Genomic DNA, 20,400 nt, shown 5'->3' with positions numbered 1-20,400 from the left:
GCGTCGCGCGTCGACGGCGAAACCCGCCCGCGTGTGGTGCACTGGATCCACCGGCGCGGGAGATGAGTCTGTGGCGATGGATCGGCGGGACGACAGCCTGACCATGCTGACCGGCCTCCTGGCTGCCGGCCACCTCATGCCGATGGACCTCCTGCCGGCCAAGGTCGCCGAACACGCGGCCCGGGTCGGCTTCCGTCACGTACGGATCTACGTCGCCGACATGCAGGAGCGCGTGCTCCGGATGCTGCCCCTCCCACCCGAGGCCGGGGCGGAGTCGCCGGCCGGCGTGGACGACCGCGAGATCAGGATCGAGGGCACGCTCGCCGGGCGGGCCTACCAGCACGGCGAGATCGTGCGCACGGCGGCGGACCCGCTCCACGCCCAGTGGTGGGTGCCGATGCTCAACGGCAGCGAGCGACTCGGCCTGCTGCGCCTCACCCCGGACGGGAACGACGCGCCGGCCCGCCGCGACGCCGAGGCCCTGGCCTCCCTCATCGCCCTGCTGATCGTCACCAAGAGCGACCAGAGCGACGCGTACGCGCGACTCGTGCGGACGGCTCCGATGAACGTGGCGGCCGAGATGCAGTGGCACCTGATCCCGCCGCAGACCTACGCGGACGGCCGGGTCGTCGTCGCCGCCACGATGGAACCCGCGTACGAGATCAGCGGGGACGCCTTCGACTACGCGATGGCGGGCCCGGTCGTACACCTGTCGGTGTTCGACGCCATGGGTCACGACACGGCGGCCGGACTGGCCGCGAACCTCGCCGTCGGAGCGTGCCGCAACGCCCGCCGGCAGGGGGCGGACCTCGTGGGCACGAGCGAGCGGGTGGAGGAGATGCTGATCGAGCAGTTCCGGCGCAGCATCTACGTGACGGGCGTCCTCGCCGAGCTGGACACGCGCACCGGAGTCCTGACCTGGGTCAACCGAGGGCATCTCCCGCCGCTCCTCATCAGGGGCGGCCGCTGGGCCGGCCAACTGGCCTGCCCGCCCGCCCACCCCATGGGCACCGACCTGGGGCTGCCCGTCCGCACGTGCAGGGAGCAACTGGAGCCGGGGGACTGCCTCGTCCTCTACACCGACGGCATCACGGAGGCGCGACGGCCCGGCTCCACCGAGTTCGGCCTGGCGAACTTCACCGACTTCCTGATCCGCCACCACGCCGACGGGCTGCCCCTCCCGGAGACGTTGCGGCGCCTCGTCCAAGCGGTCATGGCCCACCACGACGGACGGCTCCAGGACGACGCGACCGTGCTGTTGTGCGAGTGGTTCGGCCCCGACGCCGAACCCACACGGACGGCGGCGGCGCGCACGGGCGTGGTCCGATCCTGAGGGCCCCGTGTGGGTCGTGCCTTTCAGGGCAGGCGACCCTGTGGCGGTTCCGCGTCTCTCCGGATCATCGAGGACGCCGAGGAGAAGAAGGGCCGTCACATCGATTGGGTGAAGGGGTTGTTCACATGACTGAGAACGTATGGGGTTACCGCGAGACGTCCGGCCATCTGCCCGATGTCGATCTGACGGGCTTCAAGGTCGAGGCCACGGACGGCTCCATCGGCAAGGTCGACAAGCACTCCGACGAGGTCGACTCCTCGTACATCGTGGTCGACACCGGTCCGTGGATCTTCGGCAAGGAAGTGCTCCTTCCCGCCGGCACGGTCAGTCGGATCGAGGTGGACGAGCGGCGGATCCACATCGACCGGACGAAGGAGCAGATCAAGCACGCTCCCGAGTTCATCCAGGACAAGCACCTCCAGGACGCGGACTACCACCGTCAGATCGGCGGCTACTACAACGAGCCGCGCGTCTTCTGACGGGGCCGCCTCCCGACGGGGACGGCGCACGGGGCGCCGAGTGGGGTGCGGCGTCGCGTGAGGTCGTCCGGTCAGGTCTTGAGGAGTCGGTTGAAGAAGGAGCGGTAGCGCTGAAGTGCGAGCCGCAGGTCCTCCGTGGCGACCTGCTCGCCGCGGCCCCACTGGCCCTCCAACTCCTGCTTGTGGGCGGAGAAGGTCCGGGCGAGCTCCTGCATCACCTCGGCCACCAGGGTGTCCGCGGACGTCACGGCCTCCTTCGGGTCGTCGACGAAGCGCCCCTGGATCTCGGCCCACCGCTCCCGGAAGCCCTCCGTCTCCGCGCCGGCCAACAAGGGCTCGTCCCGCTCCTCCGGGCGCCCGCGTCCCTCGCCGCGCTCCGGACCCTCCCCGAGATCGTTCGGAGCCTCCTCGCCCCGTGCGTCGTCCTGCGCCTCGGTGCTCTCGCTCGCCAGGGCCGTCGCCTCGCCGGGGTACACGGCTTGGCCACCGGTCGCATCCGGATGGGCGATGTTCTCCGTGGTCAGCCGGTCCTCGTCGCCCCGGCCCGCCGTGTCACCATGTTCCCGCATGTCATCGGCCTCCTTCGCTGCTCAGCAGTTCCTCGAACAGGGCGCGGTAGTGGACCATGGCGCCGCGGAGTTCCTCCGTGGTCGCCTCGGCTCCGCTGCCGCGCAGGTTGATCTCGTGGGCCGCGCGGTAGTGCTCCAGGGTGCGGCCGTGCTCCACCGACAGGTCCCGGACCTGCCCTTGGTAGCCGTCGGCCGGGTAGCCGCGTTCGCGCATCAGGCGCGTCACCAGTTCGTCCGCCTGGGCGACCGATGCCTCGGGGCGGTCCACGAAGCGTTCCTGTACGTCGCGCCACTCGTCGGAGTACTGGGCGCGCCGCTCGGCGGGCAGCTCCTTGATGTCGAGCGTGTCGTGGCGTTGCTCGCGCGCCCGCAACTCGCGGTCGGCCGCCCTCCGGCCGCCTTCGGCCTCGACCGTCCGGTCGTACTCGGGTCCGAACTGTTGTCGCAGGTGACGGCGGCGCGAGAAGGCCCACAACGCGGCGATCAGGGCGATCAGTACCACCGCGGCGATGATGACGATGAGCGTGGTTGTCGACATGACGGCCTCCCGACCGGGGCCTCGTCCTTCCGGCTGTAGGCGACTGCCCACGAGCACTGCGCGCAAACCACTGGCCAAGGGCGCGGGGTGGTCGGGTACCGGCGGCGCCACGAGCGGTCCGCCGGCCCGACCGTCCGACTCCGGCCACCCGCGGCTACGCGATGTCGGTCCCTGTCCCGGTGTCGGCCGCGATGCGGCCCAGCACCTCCGTGTAACGCGTCCGCCGGTCCGGGCGGGCGTGGTCGGCGGCGCGCCTGAGCGCGGGGACCGCCGGGGTGCCCAGCCGCGCGAGCCCGTCGGCCGCGGTCCGGCGGACCTCGGGACGCGCGTGGTCGAGCAGGCCGACCAGGGCGGGGATCGCCGGTTCCCAGGCCGCTCGGGACAGGCTCCGGACCGCCATGCGGACCACGTCCGGCTGGGGGTCGTGCAGCAGGACCTGCGTGTGAAGCAGGTGGCTCCGCCGGTCCAGCACCGCCCGGGAGGTCCGGTGCGCGTGCAGGCGGACCCCCGGCTTGGCGTGGTGCAGCAACTCGCCGATCAACTCCCGCACCACGGGATCCGGATCAGGACCCCGGTGCTCCTCGACCAGACGGGTCAGGACCCGGCGAATCCCGTCGGGAGGCCCGGTACGGGCCAGGTCCGACAGCTCCTGCCGGGTCGGACGGCGCGAGGAGGCCGGGGCCGACGCCCGGGCGCGATCGCGGAGCGAGGCCAGTGCGGCCGCGTCCCGACGTACGGCCTCGGGACCGCGCAACGGGCCGTCGACCAGGAGGATCCGGTCCGCGAGGCCGTCGTGTTCCTCGGCGCGGAGCCGCCGGCAGGCACGCGTCAGGGCGGGAGTCCGCAGCACCGCCCGGCCGGCGATCAGGCCCACGAACCCCGGGGCGCCCGCGTCGAGACGAGCGCCGAGACCGTGGGCGAGCACGTCGACCGGAACCCTGCGCAACTCGACCTCGGCGGCCTGGTGGACGGCGGGCGGCCCATGCTCCCACCAGTGCGACAACAGCGGAAGCAGCGGTACGAGGTCGGGCGGCGCGAGCCGTGAGGCCACGCGCAGCACGTTCTCGGGCGGAACCTCGTCGGCCCGCAGCTCCGCCGGGTCGAGCGTGGTCATGATCCGGGCCAGATCGGCCCCGACATCGACCGTCGTCCGGCCGCGCAGGGCCGCCCGGAGCACGGCGAGCCGGATCCCCGGCTCGGGCCAGCCCAGCAGGGCCCGGGCGGCGGCGTTCCGGCGGTCCGGGGCGGGCGAGTCCAACATCGTCAGCAGGCGGTCGCGCAGCGCCGCCGAGCGCGGCTGGTCGAGGTCGTCGGCGTGCACGCGGCGCGGTACGCCCCCACGCCCCGGCGCCGGCCGTGGGACGGCGGCGCTCTCGCCGATCGTCCAGGGAGGTGCGTCCAGGGGCTGGAGGGACGTCATCCAGTCGAGCAGCGGGCCACGGACCTCGGGAGCGGCGCCGGAGTAGACGTCGATCAACGCGGACAACCGCTCCCGGGAGCCGGGCGCGTCCTCGTCGCGCACGCCGCGAAGGTCGAGAAGGTGGTCGGGGTCGGGGAGGTCGCCGACGTCACGACGGTCACGGAGGTCGCGGCGGCGGAAGTCCGCGAGCGCGGCCGGTGTCCGCGCCGCCGCCTCCAAGGCGGTCCGCCAGCCTCCCGGGGACAGGGACGGTACGGCGAACGCCTCGCGCAGCACCTCGGTCCGGGCCCGCCAGGGGTCGGCGCCGAGGCCGGCCACCGCCAGCGCACGATCGAGGTCCGCGCGCACCAACACCGCGCCGCAGCGCCGCAACAGCGTCAGCGTGGGCCGGTCGGGCGTGTGCGCGGCCGCGGGAGGCAGGGCGCGTACGGAGGCGACGACGGCTGCCGCCGCCGCCGGCGTGAGCAGCGGCGCGACCGCTTCGAGCACCGCGACGAGGCCCGGGCGGTCCTCGCGCGCCCCGCCGGTCAGGGCGTCGAGCAGGACCCGGGCGGATCGCGCGTAGGAGGCGAGCTCCCCGTCCGTCCAAGGTGCCGGGCAGAGCCGCAGGGTGAACCGCAGCACCGCCCCGCGGGCCGCCCGCGGCGCGGAGTCGGCCAGGCGGAGCCAGTCCGACAGCAGGGGCCGCAGCTCACGCAGCCGGTCGGCGTGCGGGGGCTCGGGGCGCTCGGCGACGCGCAGCGCGACGGCGGGATTCCAGCGACCCGCCGCCAGCGACGCCACGTCGAAGTCCGTTGCGTTGTCCGGTGCCGGCGCCGGCGACGGCCCGGCCGGAGGGGCGATGCCGTGCCGGCCCAGCGCCGGCGCCAACTCCTCCCGCGTACCGGACGACAGACGGACCCGCCCGCACGCCACCAGCGCGAGCAGCGCCGGCGCGACCGGTGACGCCTGGTCGGACAGGGCGAGGATCGACCGCGCCGGCAGGGCGCCGTCCAGAGCCTGCGCCAGCAGGGCCCGGGAGCGATCCGTCTCGCAGTGCTCCGCCGCGGCGAGGACGGTGGCCGCGTACGCGTCGCCGAGGATCGCGCGCAGCGCCTCGACGAGCGCGACGCGGAGCCCCGGATTGTCGTGCCGACCCAGCACGCGGAGCAGGTCCGCAACCGCCGGGGGCGCGCCCGCGCGCACCAGGACCTGGGCGGCCGTCTTCTTGACGTTCATGTTCGGATGGGCGAGACACGCGGCGATCGCCGTACAGGCCCAGCGGGCCCGCGCGTGACCGAGGGCGAGCAGCGCCCTCCGGACGGTCTGCACGTCCCCGGCGCGGGTCAGCGCGATCAACGTGGCCGACAGGGCCTGCGCGTCGTCCCCATTGACATCGCGGGCGAGCAGCGCGAGCGCGTGCTTGCGCACGTGCCGGTCGCGGTGACGCAGCAGGCGGTGCACCCCGGCGCGAACGCGGGGACCGGGAGCCCGCGACAACAGTTCGAGGAGGATGGACTGTTCACCGTCCGACAGCCCGGGCCGGTCCAACAGCTCCCCCACCAGATCCGCGAGCAGCGCCCTGCCCGCTTCCGGCGCGTTCGCGGCGTCGAGCAGGCACGAGGGCCGGATCCGGCTCCGCTCGTACAGGCGGGAGCCCAGGGCGGTCAGCGCGTGCTCGGCTTCTCGGGGAACGATCGGTTCGGCGTTCGGCGTCTCGCCCTCGAACCGTGTGACGTCACCCCCCGGCTCCCGGAACGCCGCCAACTCGCCCACGACGCGCAGCAACAGGTCCGCGAGGGTGGGCAGGGTGCCCGCCCCGCCGTGGGCGGCGAGCCGGCACAGCGCCGTCAGCGGTTCGTCCGGGTCCAGATGGGATCCGAGGAGGGCCAGCTCCTCCTCGTCGGGGCCGCCCAGATCGGCCGCGATGCGCGCCGGCAGATCGGTGGGGTCGAGACGGACGAGGAGCCCGCGCCGCCGATCCCGGTCGTCGGTCAGATGCCACAGCAGTTCCAGCGCCCGGTCGCGCACCGCGCGCAGGTGGGGCGCGATGACACCGGTGCCCCCACCCTCCTGTGCGGCGTCCTCGTCGGCGGGCAGCCCGAGCCCCTCCCGCAGCGCCCGCACCGTACGGTGCCCGCCGATGGCCTCCAACGCGTCGAGGGCCGCCGCGGGGGCCGTGGGCAGGAGCGCGATGACCACGTCCTCGGCCGGTGTGTACCGCAGTTCACGGATCGCGGTGAGGAACGGTTCGGGTGCGCCGGCCGTCGCGAACACCCGCGTGATCTCCTCCCCGACGGGAAGCTCCCGCGCCCCCTGCCCGGCCAGCGCGACCAGCAGGGCGAGCCGCCTCGACCGGCTCGGATCGTCGTCGGCGTCGATCAGCACCCGGAGGGTCGCCTGCCGGCAGGTGAAGAGGATCGTGGCGACCTCGTCCGGCGTGATCGCATGGTCGGCCAGCGCCAGACCGACGATGGCCGGTACGTCCTCGTCGGCCGGGAAGTGGCCGCGCCGGTGGAGCCTGCGCAGGCAGGCCACCGCGGGGGCGCCGAGCAGCAGCGGGTCCCGGGCGGCGAGCGCGGTCAGTTCCCGGATGTCACCGCGGTCGGCCAGGTCCCCGAGGAGTTCGAGCGCGCGGCGACGCAGCGCGGGCGACCCACCGGGATCGCCGGCGACGCGCCACACCACGTCCCGGTGGCCGTGGCGGGCGGCAGCCGTGAGCGCGGCCTCGGCGACCTCGACCGGGGCGGCTTCCGGATCGGAGGTGAGGAAGACGGACAGTCGTCCTTCCGGCAGCGGGTCCAACATCGCCCACGGCTCGCCGAGTTCGCGCAGCGCGGCCACCACGACAGCGGTACACGAGCCGCCCGAGGAAGGGGGATCCGGCGAGGTGGGATCCGGTGAGCCGGGGTCCGATGCGCCGGGGTCCGTGGTGCCGGAGCCATGTACCCCGACGCCCCGCGCTACGGTGTCCAGCAGGGCGAGGACGTGTTCGCGGACGCGCGCGGGGGTCAACAGCCCCGCGTGCAGGCCCTCGCGGGCCAGCCGCAGGGCCTCGGCGCGCAGCACCCGATCCCCGCTTCCCACGAGCTCGGCCACCAGCCGCTCCGGCCGGTGCGCGGTGGTGATGCTCGTCGCCCGGACCGCCTGGTAGAGGAGTTCACCCCGGACCTCGTGTCGAAGCACCGTCGGGTCGTCGAGAAGTTCGGCGCGCAGCCAGGCGATCCGTACCCGCACCGGCAGGTCGGCCGTACGCCACGAAGGTCGAGGTCGGCCCCGCAGGTGGGGTCCCAGGTGGGCGTGAAGGTTCGCCTGGAGGAGAGCGGCCTCGGGCGGATCCACCACGAAATGGGGGAGCCAAGAAGCCAGTTCGGCCGTCTCCCGCTCGTCCGCCACCGGCGGGGTCGAGGTGAGCCGTCCGCTCAGCAGGAGCAGGCCCAGATGGCGCAGGCGCGGGTCCGCGTGCCGGACGAGGCGTCCCAGGACGGCCGGCGGGCAGGACCGGGCGTCGAGGTGGTCGGACAGCCACTCCACGTCCGACCGGTGCAGCGCGTCGTCGATGAGGTGGTCCGCCGAAGTCGTCATCGTCGGATGGTAGGTCGCCCGCCGACCACCCCACCAGCGGGTTCGGCCCGGCCGCGCGGAGCGGCGTGCCGGACCCGCGTGCTACAGCCAGCCGTTGCGGCGAAAGGCCCGGTACAGCGCTCCCGATGCCAGTGCCATCAGTCCCACGGCGAGGGGATAGCCGTAGGTCCAGCCGAGTTCCGGCATGTGCTCGAAGTTCATTCCGTACACGCCCGCGACCATGGTGGGGATGGCGAAGATCGCCGCCCACGCCGAGATGCGCCGCATGTCGTCGTTCTGCCAGGTGCCCACCCGGGCTTGCTGGGCGTCGAGCACCGAGTTCAGCAGCTCGTCGAGAGTGCGTACCTCGGTGTCGGTGCGGTGCAGGTGGTCGGCCACGTCGCGGAAGTAGGGTTCCGCCTTCGGCGCGTGCCGCTCCTCGCCCGGCCCGCTCAGGAGACCGTTCAGGACCGGTACCAGCGGCTGTACGGCGTCACGGAACTCGCGCACTTCCCGCTTGAGCGAGTAGATGCCCTCGGTGTGATCGACGCGAGCGGACGAGAACACCTGGTCCTCCAACCGGTTGAGCGCGTTTCGCACCTTGACCGCTGCGTCGCTGTAGGCGTCGACGACGACGTCCAACACGGCGTGCAGCACCGACAGCGGACCGAAGCGCAGCATGGTCGCATCGGCGTCGAGCCGGCGGGCCGCCTCGGCCGTCGGATCGACGGCGCCGTGGCGGACGGTGAGGACGTAGCGGGGGCCCACGAACATCATCATCTCGCCGGTCTCCACCGCGGTCTCGTCCTCGACGTACCACAGCGTCTTGATCGCCACCGCCAGCACGTCGTCGAACCGCTCGCGCTTCGGACGCTGGTGCGCCTGCACCGCGTCCTCGACGGCGAGCGGGTGCAGACCCAGTTCCTCGGCCAACTGCACCAGCTCGGACTCGTCGGGGTCGACGAGCCGGATCCATCCGAACTCGCCGTCGTCCAGGCCGTGCAGCCGCTTCAGGGCGGTGCGGCACGCCTCGTCCTCAAGGCCGCACTCGACCGTCTCCGACCTGCCCGACCGTTCCTCGTACACCACGCATTCCATCCCCCGCGCATGCTTCGAACAGGCGATTTCATGCGCCGCCGCCGAACAGTCGACTCCGTCGCACCTCACGACGAACGCAGAGACAGCGATCAGCGAGACGGCGATCCATGATCGCTCAGCAGCCGGAGCGCGTACGCGTTGTCCGGGGCGATCTCCCGGACCGTAGGAGCGGCCTCGGGGGTCCTGTCCGTCGCGCACAGCAGCCGTACGAGGTGGAAGAGGGCCCGCGGTCGCCCTCCTCGGCGCGGCGGCGCAGCGCCGTGTCCATGCCCCGCTCGCCGAGCGCCCGGTTGAGTCTCCGGCGTGCGTGGATGTCCGTGCTGGCGAGGTCCGCGAGTTCCGCGAACCGTTCGGCGGAGGCCAGCAGGTCCATGTGCCACAGGTGGTTGCCGTGCGCGGAGGAATCGGCGTGGCACTCGGCGCGTGCACTCACCAAGCCGATGGCCGCATCCCAATCACCGAGCCGTTCCGCCGCCTCTGCCCGCTCGCCGAGGACGGCCGCGACCATCGCGGGCGAGCGCTCCACGCACACGCCCACCGGGGTCGCCGGTTCCACGGCCGGCCGCAGCCGCTCCGCGATGTCCCGCGCCCAGGCGTCCAGTTGCCCGTACGACACCTCCCGGCCGTCGCACACCACGGCGACCGCGTCCGGAGTGCGCGCCGCGGCCTCCTCGAACCGGGCGTGCAGCAGCCCGTCGCGGGGCGCGGGGTCCGCGCCCCCGTCACCGAGGGCCGCGAGGAGCGCCTCGTCCTCGACGGTCAGGAACGGCAGCGAGTCGACCCGCGCCGCGCCGTCGGCGCCGGCGAGCGCGACGAGGAAACGGGTGAAACGCACCCGCAACGCTTCGAGTTCATCCGGGCCCGCGTCGGCCGCGTCACCCTCCACCTGCACGGTCAGCGGGCTGTCCCCGCCCCGGTCGTAGACGTTGAGGGAGACGTGCTCCACCGGGCCGACCGCGAGGTTGTGCGCGGACGCGGGCGCCCCGGCGAAGGACAGCTCGTAGTCGAAGGACATGAGGTTGACCGCGGCGTCCCACAACCTGGGCCCGGGCCCGCCGGCCGCACCGTCGGCGCCCGCCGCGCCCCGCACCTCCTCGATCCGGTACCGCTGGTGCCGCAGGGCCTCCTTGATGCCCGAGGACGTGTCGTGCACCAGCTCGCCGACCGTGGTCGCCCCGGTCACGGCCAGCCGCAGCGGCAGGACCTCGGAGAACATGCCGGGCGTCCGCCGGGCGTCCGGGGTGGTGCGGCCGGTGACCGGCAGCCCCAGCATCACGTCCTCCGTACCACCCGCACGGTGCAGGAAGGCGGCGGAGGCGGCCATCACCAGCGCCGACCAACGGGTCCCGTGCCGGCGCGCGGCATCGCGCAGCACCCGGGCATCGGCGGCGTCGAGATCACCGCTCACCCGCACCCTCGTCCCGGACACGGGCCCCGGAGCGCTACCGGTGAAGGAGACCGGCTCCGGGGCACCGTCCAGCTTCGCCCGCCAGAACTCCCGGTCCGCGACCATCTGCGCGGAGCGGGCGTACTCCTCCTCCCCGGCCACGATCCGCGCCCACGGCGCGCCGTCCGGGGCAGGCGCCGGTTCTCCCGCCACCAGCGCCGAGTAGACCTCCGCGGTCCGCCGCGCGAGCATCGACCCGGTGATCCCGTCCGCGACAACGTGGTGGTAGGCCTGCATCCAGCGGTACGACCGCGCCCCGGTCCGCACCAGGAGGTGCCGGCACACGTCACCCGTCGCCAGGTCCGTCGGCCGGGCCAGCTCGGCACGCATCAGCCGCTCCGCCTCGGCGTCGACGTCCGGGTGCCCGCTGAGGTCGACCGTCTCCATCCGCAGCGGCCTAGGCCCGGCGGGTATCTGGCGCACCACCCCGTCCGCCTCGGCGAAGCGGACGCAGAGCGACTCCGTGCCGGCCACCGTCAGGCGCACCGCCTCGGCGAACAGCCCGGGGTCCACCGCCCCGCGAATCTCCAGGTACTCGCCGATGGTGTAGTCGAGGCGTGTGGGGTCGAGCTGCTGCGCGAACCAGACGCCGTTCTGCGGCGGGGTCAGGGGCAGCGGCCCGCGGTCGTGAGTGGCCATGCGGTGGTCAGTCTCCTCAGTCGGATCGGTCGATCAACGACGACGTGACGCCACTGTCCGTGACCGCGAGGAGGCCTCGAAAGTCCCACGAATACGCCTCTTGACGGGCCCCGGACCACCCCCGGAAAACCCGGTACCGCGATCACGTGACCAGCCGCACGAAACGCGCCGGGACCGGCCGCGCCGCCCTCCTGCGGCGTGCCATTCGCGGCCCCGAGGCGCGGGGATCGGTGGCGGCAGGCGCGGGGCGCCCCTGAAGTCGCCTGTTACACTCTGTGTCAGCGAAGGGGAGTAGTCCTGAAAACCGCTGGTCGACATACTGGACGTCTACGGACGCCCCGGCCATCGGACCGCCGCACATCGTGCGGGGTGGACGAGACCTTCGGCCAAGGCATGACGCGGTCCGCATTCCATGTGCGGGTCGCTCCGTCGTGCCGGGCCGAGTGGTTCTTCCCGTCGCCCGCTGGGTGCCGTACGAGCTGACGGCCCGGCCCCAGCAGAAAGCAAGGGAATGACCTTCGACCCCCTGGCGATCATCACCGCCTTCGGGCTGATCTTCCTCGCGGAACTCCCCGACAAGACCATGTTCGCCTCGCTGGCCATGGGTACTCGGATGCGGCCGCTGTACGTGTGGTTCGGCACCTCCACCGCCTTCATCGTGCACGTGGCCATCGCCGTCGGCGCGGGCAGCCTGCTCGGTCTGCTGCCGGACATCGCCGTGAAACTCGTCTCCGCCGCCCTGTTCGCGTTCGGCGCCATCGTCCTGCTCCGCAGCGGCGACGATGACGACGAGGACGGAGCCGCCAAGACCGTCACGGGCTTCTGGCCCGTCTACACGACCGCGTTCATGGCCGTCTTCATCAGCGAATGGGGCGACCTCACCCAGATCACCACGGCCAACCTGGCCGCCACCAACGGCTGGCTGTCCACCGCCATCGGCTCCGCCCTCGCGCTGATGTCGGTCTCCGCCCTCGCCCTGCTGGTGGGTCGTTTCATCGCCCAGCGCGTGCCCCTCAAGACCGTTCAGCGCATCGGCGCCGCCTGCATGGGCGCACTCGCCCTCTGGACGCTCATCGAGGCCTTCACCGGCTGATGTCGTCGGCCGGCGACCTGGCGGGGGACACGGCGGGCGCCGCCGTGTGCCCCGCGCCCCGGGGGCGCGGTTCCGGCCCGAAGGTCGCCCGTGGAGCCGGGAGTTGAGAGCGCTTCGGGTCGACACGCCCCGTCCGGGAACCTTCGGGTCCCGCTCGCTCTCTGACAGGGCGTACCCCGAAGGAGGCTGTGATGACGACCGGTACGACAGGCAGTGGTTCCGGGCGCCCGGGGCAGATCGAGGCCGCGTGGAGGCTCACTCTGGCGGCCGTCGCCGCGGAGGTGCTCGTCTGGTTCCTCGGTGCCTTCGTGGCGCCGCCGACGAGCCTGGACGAGTTGACCGAGTACGCGGGCCGGGACGCCGCGATCGTCCGGATCGCCGTGGGGGCGGGCGCACTTGCCGTTCTCCTCGTCGCCTGGCTGGTCGTGGCGGGACGGATGCGCGCCGGCCGCGGGTGGGCCCGGGCGGTACTGACCGTCGTCGGGGTGGGGTTCCCGGTGTTCCGGGCCGGGGGGCTCGGCACGGTGGAGGGGCCCGCGTGGTGGTCCGTCCTCCACGCCCTGCCCGACCTGCTGGCCGCGGCGGCGGTGGTCCCGATGTACCTTCCCCGGGCCCGCTCCCACTTCCTCGCCGGGCCGGCGCCGACCGCCTGAGCCCCGCGGCCGTGAGTCGCGAAGGTGGTGACGGGCGGCGTCGGACGCGATGCGAGGATCGACGGGTCTCCTGTTCGGTTCTCCCGTTGGGCGGTTCATGCGGATGCCTCGTTCTTCTCGGCTCGGACTCCTGCGCGACCCTGACTTCGGTCGATTGTTCGCAGCCACCGCGCTCGGCCAGTTGGGCGATCGCGTCATCTATCTGGCCTTGCCGATGGTGGCGATCGTGGCGTTGAACGCCGGGGAGTTACAGGTCGGCGTGCTGACCGCGATGACCACGGCAGGCTCGCTCCTGGTCGGGCTGCCGGCGGGCGCGTGGGTGGACCGCGTGCGCAAGCGTTCGGTGATGATCGGCACGGACCTCGCGAGGGCGCTGATCCTGCTGACGATCCCGGTGGCGTGGTGGACGGACCTCCTGACGATCCGGTGGCTCTGCGCGGTCGCCTTGGCGCACGGCGTGCTGACCGTCTTCTTCGACGTCGCCCACGTCAGCTACCTGCCCCATCTGGTGGGGCGCGACCACCTCGTCGAAGGCAACGCGAAGCTCTCCGCGATCCGCTCGGTGACCAGTATCAGCGGGCCGGGAGTGGCGGGACCGATGATCGGTTGGATCGGAGCCCCCGCGACCCTCCTGGTGAGTTCGGTCGGCATGACCTTGTCGGGGCTGCTCGCGAGCGGCATCAGGAAGCCCGAACGGAAGCCGGAGCCGAGCGGACGCCCTCGGCTGGGTCGAGAGATCAAGGAAGGGCTCAAGTTCGTCCTCCGGTACCCCGCGCTGCGCGCGATCGTGCTCGGCGACGCCGTGTTCAACCTCTTCCTGGTGATGTACCAGACCATGCTGATCGTCTTCCTGGAAAGGGAACTGGGCCTCGACTCCTTCGGAATCGGCCTCGTCTTCTCGGGAATGGGTTGCGGCGCCCTGACGGGTGCCCTGTTGGCGACCAGGGTCTCGAAGTGGGTCGGACAGGGCCCGGTCATCTGGCTCGCACCGCTCCTGACCTGCCCGCTGACCGTTCTCATGCCCATGGCTCGACCGGGGTGGAGCGTCTTCGTGGCCGCCTTCGGCCTCGCGGCTCTTTCGCTGGGTGGGGTCGTCCGGTTCGTGGCCCAGGCGAGTTTCCAGCAGGCGCTCACGCCGGATCGGCTGTTGGGCCGGATGAGCGCGACGGCCCGGTTCGTGTCCTCGGGCGGCATCCCTCTGGGCGGACTCCTCGGCGGCGCCTCGGGCTCGGTGTTCGGAGCGACGACCACCCTGTGGATCGGTGCGGCCGGGATGACGGTGAGCGCCGTTCCCACCTTCCTCTCCCCGCTGCGCACCATGCGCGCACTGCCCGCGGGTGAGGGCTCCGGACCGGTGCGCGTCAACGACGGTACGACGCCCGTGGAATGAGGCTTCCGCAACCGCCGCCGCGCGTCCTCCTCAGCGGTCACCCGGATCGGGACCATGGATCCCGCGCCTCCCACACCTGACCTCGGGCGGTCAGGACTTGCCGGGCGCGGCGGGGGGATCGCCCGTCGGCGAGGTGCGAACGAGGCGGTACGCGTACGGCTTCGAGCCGCGTGGGGCGGGTTTGCGGCCGATGCTCTGCGCGGCGGTGACGAGGGCGGCCACACGGGGGTTGGTGCGCAGTTTCTGTAGACGGTGGCGCGGGATCCCGAGCTGTTCGGCGGCGGCGAAGATGCCTGCCCCGCCCTGTACGGCCCTCAGCAGGAGCCGGAGCGCGAACGGGCTGGTCGGAGCGGCCGAACCGGTCAATCCGTGAGCGTGAGCCAGAGCCTGCGCGGTGGCCATGGCCGCGTTGAAATGCGGATCGGTGCCCTGCCACACGCTGAGCATGCGCTCGGAGATCCCGGCGGCGAGGGCGCAGGCGGCGGGCGGGAGACCCATGGCCGCGGCGCGAACCGCCTCCGCGCGACGTTGGGCGTTCTCCGCGCGGAGGTCGCCGGTGGTGCCGAGTGCTTCGCCGAGCGATCTGTCCGCTTCGTCGCCCGCGTTGAGATCGTCGATGGCGCTCCCGGCCCACGCCAGGTGGTGGCTCGTGTCATCTCCGTGATGGGTGTTCACTCGTGTGACTTTCGATTCGAGGCTGAGGGCTGAGGGTCAGAGCTGCGGGGCTGCGCGGCGGCCGGGCGAGGGCCGTGTGCGCTGATGGTGCCCGGAATAGTGGAATCCGGCAACAGCCGGTGTGTCTTCTTCCGAGCCGGCTGGTGGTGGTCGTGGATGTCCGGTCGCCGTCGAGAGTCTTCTTGCCGTCGAGAGCCTCCCCGAACCGCGCTCTGTGATATCCCGATGACAGTCGGTGCGCGCGACCCTACCGTCATGGGGTATGCCATCCATCGATCCGCTCATCGCGTCGTACTACACGGAGTACGACGAAGCCTCCCGCCTCCATGCGACGGCCGTGGGCGCGGAAGCCGGGAGCGGGTTTCCGCCATGCGGCGCACGGCGGTCGCCGGGGGGAAGGGGAATCGGAACGTCACCGTCCCTCCCCCTTGGGGAGGGGAAACGTTTCTGTTCCGTACTGCTTAGGATGTGTTTCCGGCCGCGCCCCCCACCGCGTGGCGGCGCGACGCGACCCCTCCCGGCTGCCCCGCAGTCGACGCGAAAGCCAAGGGCGAACAGCACATGCGCGTACTTCTGGTCGAGGACGAACCGGACCTCAGGGGCCTCGTGGTGGCCGGTCTCAAGGCCGCCGGGTACGCCGTGGACGCCGCCGGCGACTGGCCGGATGCCGACGTCATGCTCGACCTCGCCGACTACGACTGTGTCGTCCTCGACCGGATGCTGCCCTCAGGGGACTCCTTGTACGACCTGGAGCGGCGCCGCCGCGCGGGGTGGTCCGCGCCCGTGCTGTGCCTCACCGCGCTCAATGCCCTTCCCGACCGGGTGGACGGCTTCCGTTCCGGCGCCGACGACTACCTTCCGAAGCCCTTCGTCATGGAGGAACTCGTGGTGCGGGTCGGCAGCCTCGCCCGCCGGGCGGCCCATCGGCTGCCCGTGCACCTTGCCCCCGCGGACATCGAGATGGACGCGGCCCGCCGCGACGGCGTCCTGCTCACCCTCACCCACAAGGAATACGCCGTCCTGCGCCACCTGCTCGTCCACCGCGAAACCGTGGTCACCCGCACCGCACTGGTCGAGCACTGCTGGGACGAGATGGCCGATCCGGTCTCCCAACGTCGTCGACGCCGTCATGGCGGGGCTGCGGCGCAAACTCGGGCCGCCCTCGCCGATCCGGACCGTACGCGGCCACGGCTTCATCCTCGGATCCGCGGACCCGGACCTGCCGTGACGGCCATCGACCCGAACCGTCCCGCCCGCGGTCGGCGCGCCCCCGAACGAGGCCGCAACGGGGGTCGCAAGGGAGCCGACGCGAGCCACGACACGGGCACCGACAAGGCCACCGTCACGACCCGAGGCGCCGCCCGAGGCGCCGCCCGAGGCGCCGCCCGAGGCGCCGCCCGAGGCGCCGCCCGAGGCGCCGCCCGAGGCGCCGCCCGAGGCGCCGCCCGAGGCGCCGCCCGAGGCGCCGCCCGAGGCGCCGCCAAGGGCACGCGTGTCCGTCGTTCGCCCGCCCGGACGCGGTTGCGGCGCCTGCAGTTCCGGCTGACCCTCGCCTACACCCTGGTCACCCTGGCGGGCGTGAGCGTGCTGTCCTGGATGGTGATCCGTACCGACGAGCGCTCCTGGCGCGCCGCGGAGTACGACGCATCGTCCAGCGTGACCTGGACGTCTCCGCCCCCGGATCGGGCGACTACCGCTACCGGTCCTGCTGACCGACGGGCCCCGCCACCCCTCCACGTGCGGGGCCCGTCACCCGCGCCCGGCCCCGCGCCGGTGCCCGCCCCCCGGCCGGGAAGGGCGTTCGCTCAGACGGGCGGGGGCGTCGAGCGGGCGTAGCGCTCCGCGAGCCGCCGCAGGTGGGTGACCAGCTCCGGGGGCTCGGTGACCTCGAAGTCGAAGTCGAGCAGGCTCAGGTGGACGGCCAGGGTCCCCACCGTGTCGGCGCCGGTGACCAGGGTGCAGCTGTCCGCGTCGATCGCCTCCACCGTGCCCACCGCCGGGTTGATCCGCTCGATCACCGCCGCCGCCGGCGCGTGGACGGTCACGCGCGCGTGGTGGCGCCAGGCGGCGCCCGACACGCGTCCGGAGACGTACGCCGCGAAGTCGCCACCGGGTACCTCGCGCGGGGCGAAACGCGGCCCGGTCGGGGTGCGGGGCCGGATCCGGTCGACCCTGAACGTCCGCCAGTCCTCCCGCTCGACGTCCCACGCCACGAGGTACCAGCGACGCCCCCAGTTCACCGCCCGGTGCGGCTCCACGACACGCCGGGTCGGCGACCCGGCGTGGTCCAGGTAGTCGAAGCGCAGCCGTTCCCGGTCGCGACAGGCGGACACCAGGGTGGTCAGCACGTCCGCGGAGACCGTCGGGGCCGGCCGGTCGGCCGGCACGGCCACGGTGTACGCCTGGAGTGTCCGCACCCGTCGACGCAGCCGCGACGGCAGCACCTGTTCGAGCTTGGCCAGCGCCCGGAGCGAGGTCTCCTCGGTGCCGGGGACGGCGCCCTGCGTGGCGGTGCGCACCGCGATCGTCACCGCGACCGCCTCCTCGTCGTCCAGGAGCAGCGGCGGCATCGCAGCCCCGGCGCCCAGCCGGTACCCGCCGGCGGCCCCGCGCGTGGCGTCCACGGGGTAGCCGAGTTCCCGGAGGCGGTCGATGTCGTTGCGGACGGTACGCCCGCTCACCCCCAGGCGCTCGGCCAGTTCGGAGCCCGGCCAGGCGCGCGGGGTTTGCAGCAGGGAGAGCAGACGCAGCAGACGTGCGGAAGTGTCGAGCATGAAACCCAAGCCTGAGGTCTTTATAGGAACGAAGCGTGCCTATATCGAGAATACTGTCCTACCCATGGAGACCAGCAGCAACACCGACGCCCGGATCCGCCCCTTCCGCATCGACGTCGCGCAGGAGGAACTCGACGACCTGCGCACCCGGTTGGCGCGTACGCGCTGGGGCAGCGAGATCCCCGGCACCGGCTGGAGCCGGGGCGTGCCGACCGCGTACCTCAGGGAACTGGCCGCCTACTGGGCCGACGGCTTCGACTGGCGGAAGGCGGAGGCGGAACTCAACCGGTTCCCGCAGTTCACCACCGAGATCGAGGGCCAGAACATCCACTTCCTGCACGTCCGTTCCCAGAACCCGGCGGCCGTTCCGCTGCTCCTGGTACACGACTGGCCCTGCTCGTTCGTGCAGTTCGTCGACGTCATCGAGCCGCTGACACGGGACTTCCACGTCGTCGTCACCTCCACGCCCGGCACCGGTTTCTCCGGCCCGCTCGGCGAGGCCGGCTGGAACACCGGCCGCATCGCGGGTGCATTCGTCGAGCTGATGGCGCGGCTCGGCTACGACGCCTACGGCACCCAGGGGACGGGCGGGGGCGCCTGGATCGCCCTGGAGATGGGGCGTCAGGCGCCCGATCGGGTCATCGGCGTCCACGTCAACGGCCTGGTCACCTTCCCCTCGGGGGCCCCGGGCGAATGCGACGGGCTGACCGGGCCCGAGCAAGAGCGACTGGCACGACTGGAGAACTTCCAGCAGGACGGCATGGGCTTCAACGCCATCCAGTCCACCCGCCCGCAGACCCTCGCCCACGGACTGCACGACTCACCGGTCGGTCAACTGGCCTGGATCGCCGAGAAGTTCAAGGAGTGGACGGACCCGGACGCCGAGCTTCCCGAGGACGCCGTGGGCCGAGACCGACTGCTGACCAACATCAGCGTCTACTGGTTCACCGGTACGGCGGGCTCCTCCGCGAACCTGTACTACGAGTCGGCCCACGACCCGAGCGCCTGGGCCCCGAAGTCGCGCGGCACCGTCCCGACCGGTGTCGCCGTCGTCCTGGACACCGACATCGCCATCAGGCGCTTCGCCGAGCGGGACCACCGCGTCACCCACTGGACCGAGCTGGAGCAGGGAGGCAACTTCCTCGCGCTGGAGCAGCCGGAGGCCTTCGTGAGCGATGTCCGCGCCTTCTTCGACACGCTCGACGCCTGAGGCCTGAGGCCTGAGGCCTGACGCCTGCCGATTTCCGGCGCCGGGTTCGGGCTGCGGGCCGTCGGCCACTCACCGGTCAGTGCTTGTCGCCGTTCCCGGCGGGCAGCGGGCGCTTGTAGTAGCGCCAGGGGAACCAGCCCTCGCCGACCGCGGTCCATCCCTCGGCCTCCAGCCGCCGGTGGCGTCCGCCGGACACCACCGGCACCCGGCAGTGCTCCCAGGGCCGGCCGGAGGCCTCGACCTCGTGGAAGAAGGCGCCGTAGCCGACCAGGTGCCACCCGTCGCGCCCGGCGTCGGCGAGCGCGGCCATCTCGTTGAACGCGGTCAGGGGGGTGAGGATCCGTCGCTCCGGAGCGTCGGGGCCGCCGGACGATCCGGAAGGGGCGGCGTCCTTCCCCTTGCTCGCGAACCGCTGTTGCGCGGCCTGGCGGCTCACTCCCAGGACCCGGCCGACGGTGTCCCAGCTGTGGCCTGCCGCCCTGGCGCCCTGGACGGCCTCGCGCAGCAGCCGGCCCGCCTCCTCGGCGCCGACGCGCGAGGCGTCGACCAGGCGCAGGTAGCCCGCGGCGTCGTGTTCGAGGGAGTCGGCCAGGTCGTCGGAGACGCCCAGTACGGCCGCGGCGATGCCCTCGCGGATCCTGGCGGCCTCCTGCGGGCCGAGCAGGTGCTCGCCGCTCAACGCTGCTGCCCGGGGCGGTGGTCGAGCGCGTCCAGTACGTCCTCGTCGCGGCGCGCGCGGTCGGCCGCGGCTCGTGCCGCCGCCGCCGACCGGGCGAAGCATCCGGCCGTGACGGCGACCAGGGCGAGGTCCAGCGCGATCAGGGCGATGGTCGCGGGGGTGCTGAGCTTGTCGGCGAACATCGCCGTGAGCGCGGGCACGACCGTGACCAGCGGCAGAAGGACGGTCAGCGCCGAAGTGGCGCCGTTGGGTGCGGTGTTCGTCTTGAGGTTCGGCATGTGTCAAGGAAACCTTGACGCGGGAGCCTTGTCAAGGATTCATTGACGTCGTCACTGATCGCCGGGTTCGGCGAAGGGGCCTTCGTCGACGAATCGGCGCAGGTGGGCGGCGAACGAGCGGGCCTCCTCCGGTGGCCAGGAGTCGAGGGACGCCTCGATGCGTGAGGCCAGGCGCTGCCGCGTGATCTCCACCGCGCGGGCGCCCCGGGGGGTGAGTGTGAGCAGGACGGCCCGCCGGTCGGTCGGATCCTGTTCGCGCCGTACGAGGCCCGCGGCCTCCAGTCGTGAGGCTCGTCGGCTCACGCCGGAACGGTCCAGTCCCACGTCGGCGGCCAGGTCGGCCGCGCTGCGGGGGCCCGTTCTGGCCAGCCCGCTGAGTACCGGGTAGGTGACCTCGTCGACGGCCTCGCCCAGGTCCTCGGTGAGGGCGCGGTGCAGGTTGGCCCGGAGCGTGCGCTTGAGCAGGTCGCCCAGGGCGTCGGCGATCTCGTGTCCCGTCTCGTTGTTCACGCCTCAAGAATAGCGTGCGTCGCGCACGCAGTCTGTGTATGCTCTGAAGCGTGCGCAGCGCACGCATTCTCT

At 72.7% G+C, this 20,400-nt stretch carries 17 protein-coding genes and 1 pseudogene; 8 read left to right on the top strand and 10 right to left on the bottom strand.

The window, feature by feature from the left end; genetic code table 11:
* Nucleotides 1–76: 76 nt before the first annotated feature.
* Together OTB19_RS10510 and OTB19_RS10505 are read left to right on the top strand one after the other, a co-directional pair.
* Nucleotides 77–1,333: a PP2C family protein-serine/threonine phosphatase gene (locus OTB19_RS10510; protein WP_267797786.1), complete on the top strand. Its 1,257-nt coding sequence runs from the start codon at nucleotides 77–79 to the stop codon at nucleotides 1,331–1,333.
* A gap of 125 nt (nucleotides 1,334–1,458) precedes the next feature.
* Nucleotides 1,459–1,812, top strand: coding sequence for a PRC-barrel domain-containing protein (locus OTB19_RS10505; protein WP_267797785.1), 354 nt, complete (start codon nucleotides 1,459–1,461; stop codon nucleotides 1,810–1,812).
* A gap of 71 nt (nucleotides 1,813–1,883) precedes the next feature.
* Here OTB19_RS10505 and OTB19_RS10500 read toward each other — a convergent pair whose 3' ends face one another.
* From OTB19_RS10500 to OTB19_RS10480, 5 genes are all read right to left on the bottom strand, one after another.
* Nucleotides 1,884–2,381, bottom strand: a complete 498-nt coding sequence (locus OTB19_RS10500; protein WP_267797784.1) for a hypothetical protein — start codon at nucleotides 2,379–2,381, stop codon at nucleotides 1,884–1,886.
* 1 nt (nucleotide 2,382) lies between these two features.
* Nucleotides 2,383–2,919 (bottom strand): hypothetical protein, encoded by a 537-nt coding sequence (locus OTB19_RS10495; RefSeq protein WP_267797783.1) that lies wholly within the window; start codon nucleotides 2,917–2,919, stop codon nucleotides 2,383–2,385.
* Nucleotides 2,920–3,073: 154 nt separating this feature from the next.
* A complete protein-coding gene (locus OTB19_RS10490; protein WP_267797782.1) occupies nucleotides 3,074–7,903 on the bottom strand; it encodes a HEAT repeat domain-containing protein in 4,830 nt (1,609 codons plus the stop codon).
* 81 nt (nucleotides 7,904–7,984) lie between these two features.
* A complete protein-coding gene (locus tag OTB19_RS10485; RefSeq protein ID WP_267797781.1) occupies nucleotides 7,985–8,968 on the bottom strand; it encodes a magnesium and cobalt transport protein CorA in 984 nt (327 codons plus the stop codon).
* A 127-nt stretch (nucleotides 8,969–9,095) separates the two neighbouring features.
* Nucleotides 9,096–11,066, bottom strand: coding sequence for a condensation domain-containing protein (locus tag OTB19_RS10480; protein WP_267797780.1), 1,971 nt, complete (start codon nucleotides 11,064–11,066; stop codon nucleotides 9,096–9,098).
* Between the two features lie 511 nt (nucleotides 11,067–11,577).
* On the opposite strand from OTB19_RS10480, the gene OTB19_RS10475 reads away from it, so the two are divergent.
* The 3 genes from OTB19_RS10475 to OTB19_RS10465 all read left to right on the top strand — a co-directional run bounded on the left by OTB19_RS10475 (nucleotide 11,578) and on the right by OTB19_RS10465 (nucleotide 14,202).
* Nucleotides 11,578–12,159 carry a TMEM165/GDT1 family protein gene (locus OTB19_RS10475; RefSeq protein ID WP_267797779.1) on the top strand — a complete coding sequence of 194 codons (582 nt, stop codon included), beginning with the start codon at nucleotides 11,578–11,580 and terminating at the stop codon, nucleotides 12,157–12,159.
* 191 nt (nucleotides 12,160–12,350) lie between these two features.
* Nucleotides 12,351–12,812 carry a hypothetical protein gene (locus OTB19_RS10470; protein ID WP_267797778.1) on the top strand — a complete coding sequence of 154 codons (462 nt, stop codon included), beginning with the start codon at nucleotides 12,351–12,353 and terminating at the stop codon, nucleotides 12,810–12,812.
* A gap of 103 nt (nucleotides 12,813–12,915) precedes the next feature.
* On the top strand, nucleotides 12,916–14,202 hold the full coding sequence (locus OTB19_RS10465) for an MFS transporter (RefSeq protein WP_267797777.1): 1,287 nt from the start codon (nucleotides 12,916–12,918) through the stop codon (nucleotides 14,200–14,202).
* Between the two features lie 90 nt (nucleotides 14,203–14,292).
* On the opposite strand, the gene OTB19_RS10460 is transcribed toward OTB19_RS10465, so the two are convergent.
* Nucleotides 14,293–14,877 (bottom strand): hypothetical protein, encoded by a 585-nt coding sequence (locus OTB19_RS10460; RefSeq protein ID WP_267797776.1) that lies wholly within the window; start codon nucleotides 14,875–14,877, stop codon nucleotides 14,293–14,295.
* A 561-nt stretch (nucleotides 14,878–15,438) separates the two neighbouring features.
* On the opposite strand from OTB19_RS10460, the pseudogene OTB19_RS10455 reads away from it, so the two are divergent.
* Both OTB19_RS10455 and OTB19_RS10450 read left to right on the top strand, forming a co-directional pair.
* Nucleotides 15,439–16,105: pseudogene (locus OTB19_RS10455) on the top strand (response regulator transcription factor).
* Nucleotides 16,102–16,713 carry a hypothetical protein gene (locus OTB19_RS10450; protein ID WP_267797775.1) on the top strand — a complete coding sequence of 204 codons (612 nt, stop codon included), beginning with the start codon at nucleotides 16,102–16,104 and terminating at the stop codon, nucleotides 16,711–16,713. The pseudogene OTB19_RS10455 and the gene OTB19_RS10450 overlap by 4 nt, the downstream one beginning before the upstream one ends.
* Here OTB19_RS10450 and OTB19_RS10445 read toward each other — a convergent pair.
* The gene (locus OTB19_RS10445; protein WP_267797774.1) at nucleotides 16,683–17,651 is read right to left on the bottom strand and encodes a helix-turn-helix transcriptional regulator; all 969 of its coding nucleotides are present in this window, start codon (nucleotides 17,649–17,651) and stop codon (nucleotides 16,683–16,685) included. The genes OTB19_RS10450 and OTB19_RS10445 overlap by 31 nt on opposite strands.
* A gap of 64 nt (nucleotides 17,652–17,715) precedes the next feature.
* Between OTB19_RS10445 and OTB19_RS10440 the strand changes: the two genes are divergently transcribed.
* Nucleotides 17,716–18,861, top strand: coding sequence for an epoxide hydrolase family protein (locus OTB19_RS10440; RefSeq protein ID WP_267797773.1), 1,146 nt, complete (start codon nucleotides 17,716–17,718; stop codon nucleotides 18,859–18,861).
* Between the two features lie 76 nt (nucleotides 18,862–18,937).
* On the opposite strand, the gene OTB19_RS10435 is transcribed toward OTB19_RS10440, so the two are convergent.
* From OTB19_RS10435 to OTB19_RS10425, 3 genes are read right to left on the bottom strand one after another with little or no spacing between them, the layout of a single operon-like run.
* Complete coding sequence (locus OTB19_RS10435) at nucleotides 18,938–19,540, bottom strand: hypothetical protein (protein ID WP_267797772.1); 603 nt, start codon at nucleotides 19,538–19,540, stop codon at nucleotides 18,938–18,940.
* Nucleotides 19,537–19,818 (bottom strand): hypothetical protein, encoded by a 282-nt coding sequence (locus OTB19_RS10430; RefSeq protein ID WP_267797771.1) that lies wholly within the window; start codon nucleotides 19,816–19,818, stop codon nucleotides 19,537–19,539. The genes OTB19_RS10435 and OTB19_RS10430 overlap by 4 nt, the downstream gene beginning before the upstream one ends.
* A 51-nt stretch (nucleotides 19,819–19,869) precedes the next feature.
* Entirely contained in the window at nucleotides 19,870–20,328 is a 459-nt protein-coding gene (locus OTB19_RS10425; RefSeq protein WP_267797770.1) for a MarR family winged helix-turn-helix transcriptional regulator, read from the bottom strand.
* Between the last annotated feature and the right edge of the window lie 72 nt (nucleotides 20,329–20,400).

The sequence above is a fragment of the Streptomyces sp. H27-H5 genome (assembly GCF_026627505.1).
Lineage (GTDB): Bacteria > Actinomycetota > Actinomycetes > Streptomycetales > Streptomycetaceae > Streptomyces.
Note: the sequence above shows the minus strand (reverse complement) of the source record. Positions and strands in the feature narration are given on the sequence as shown.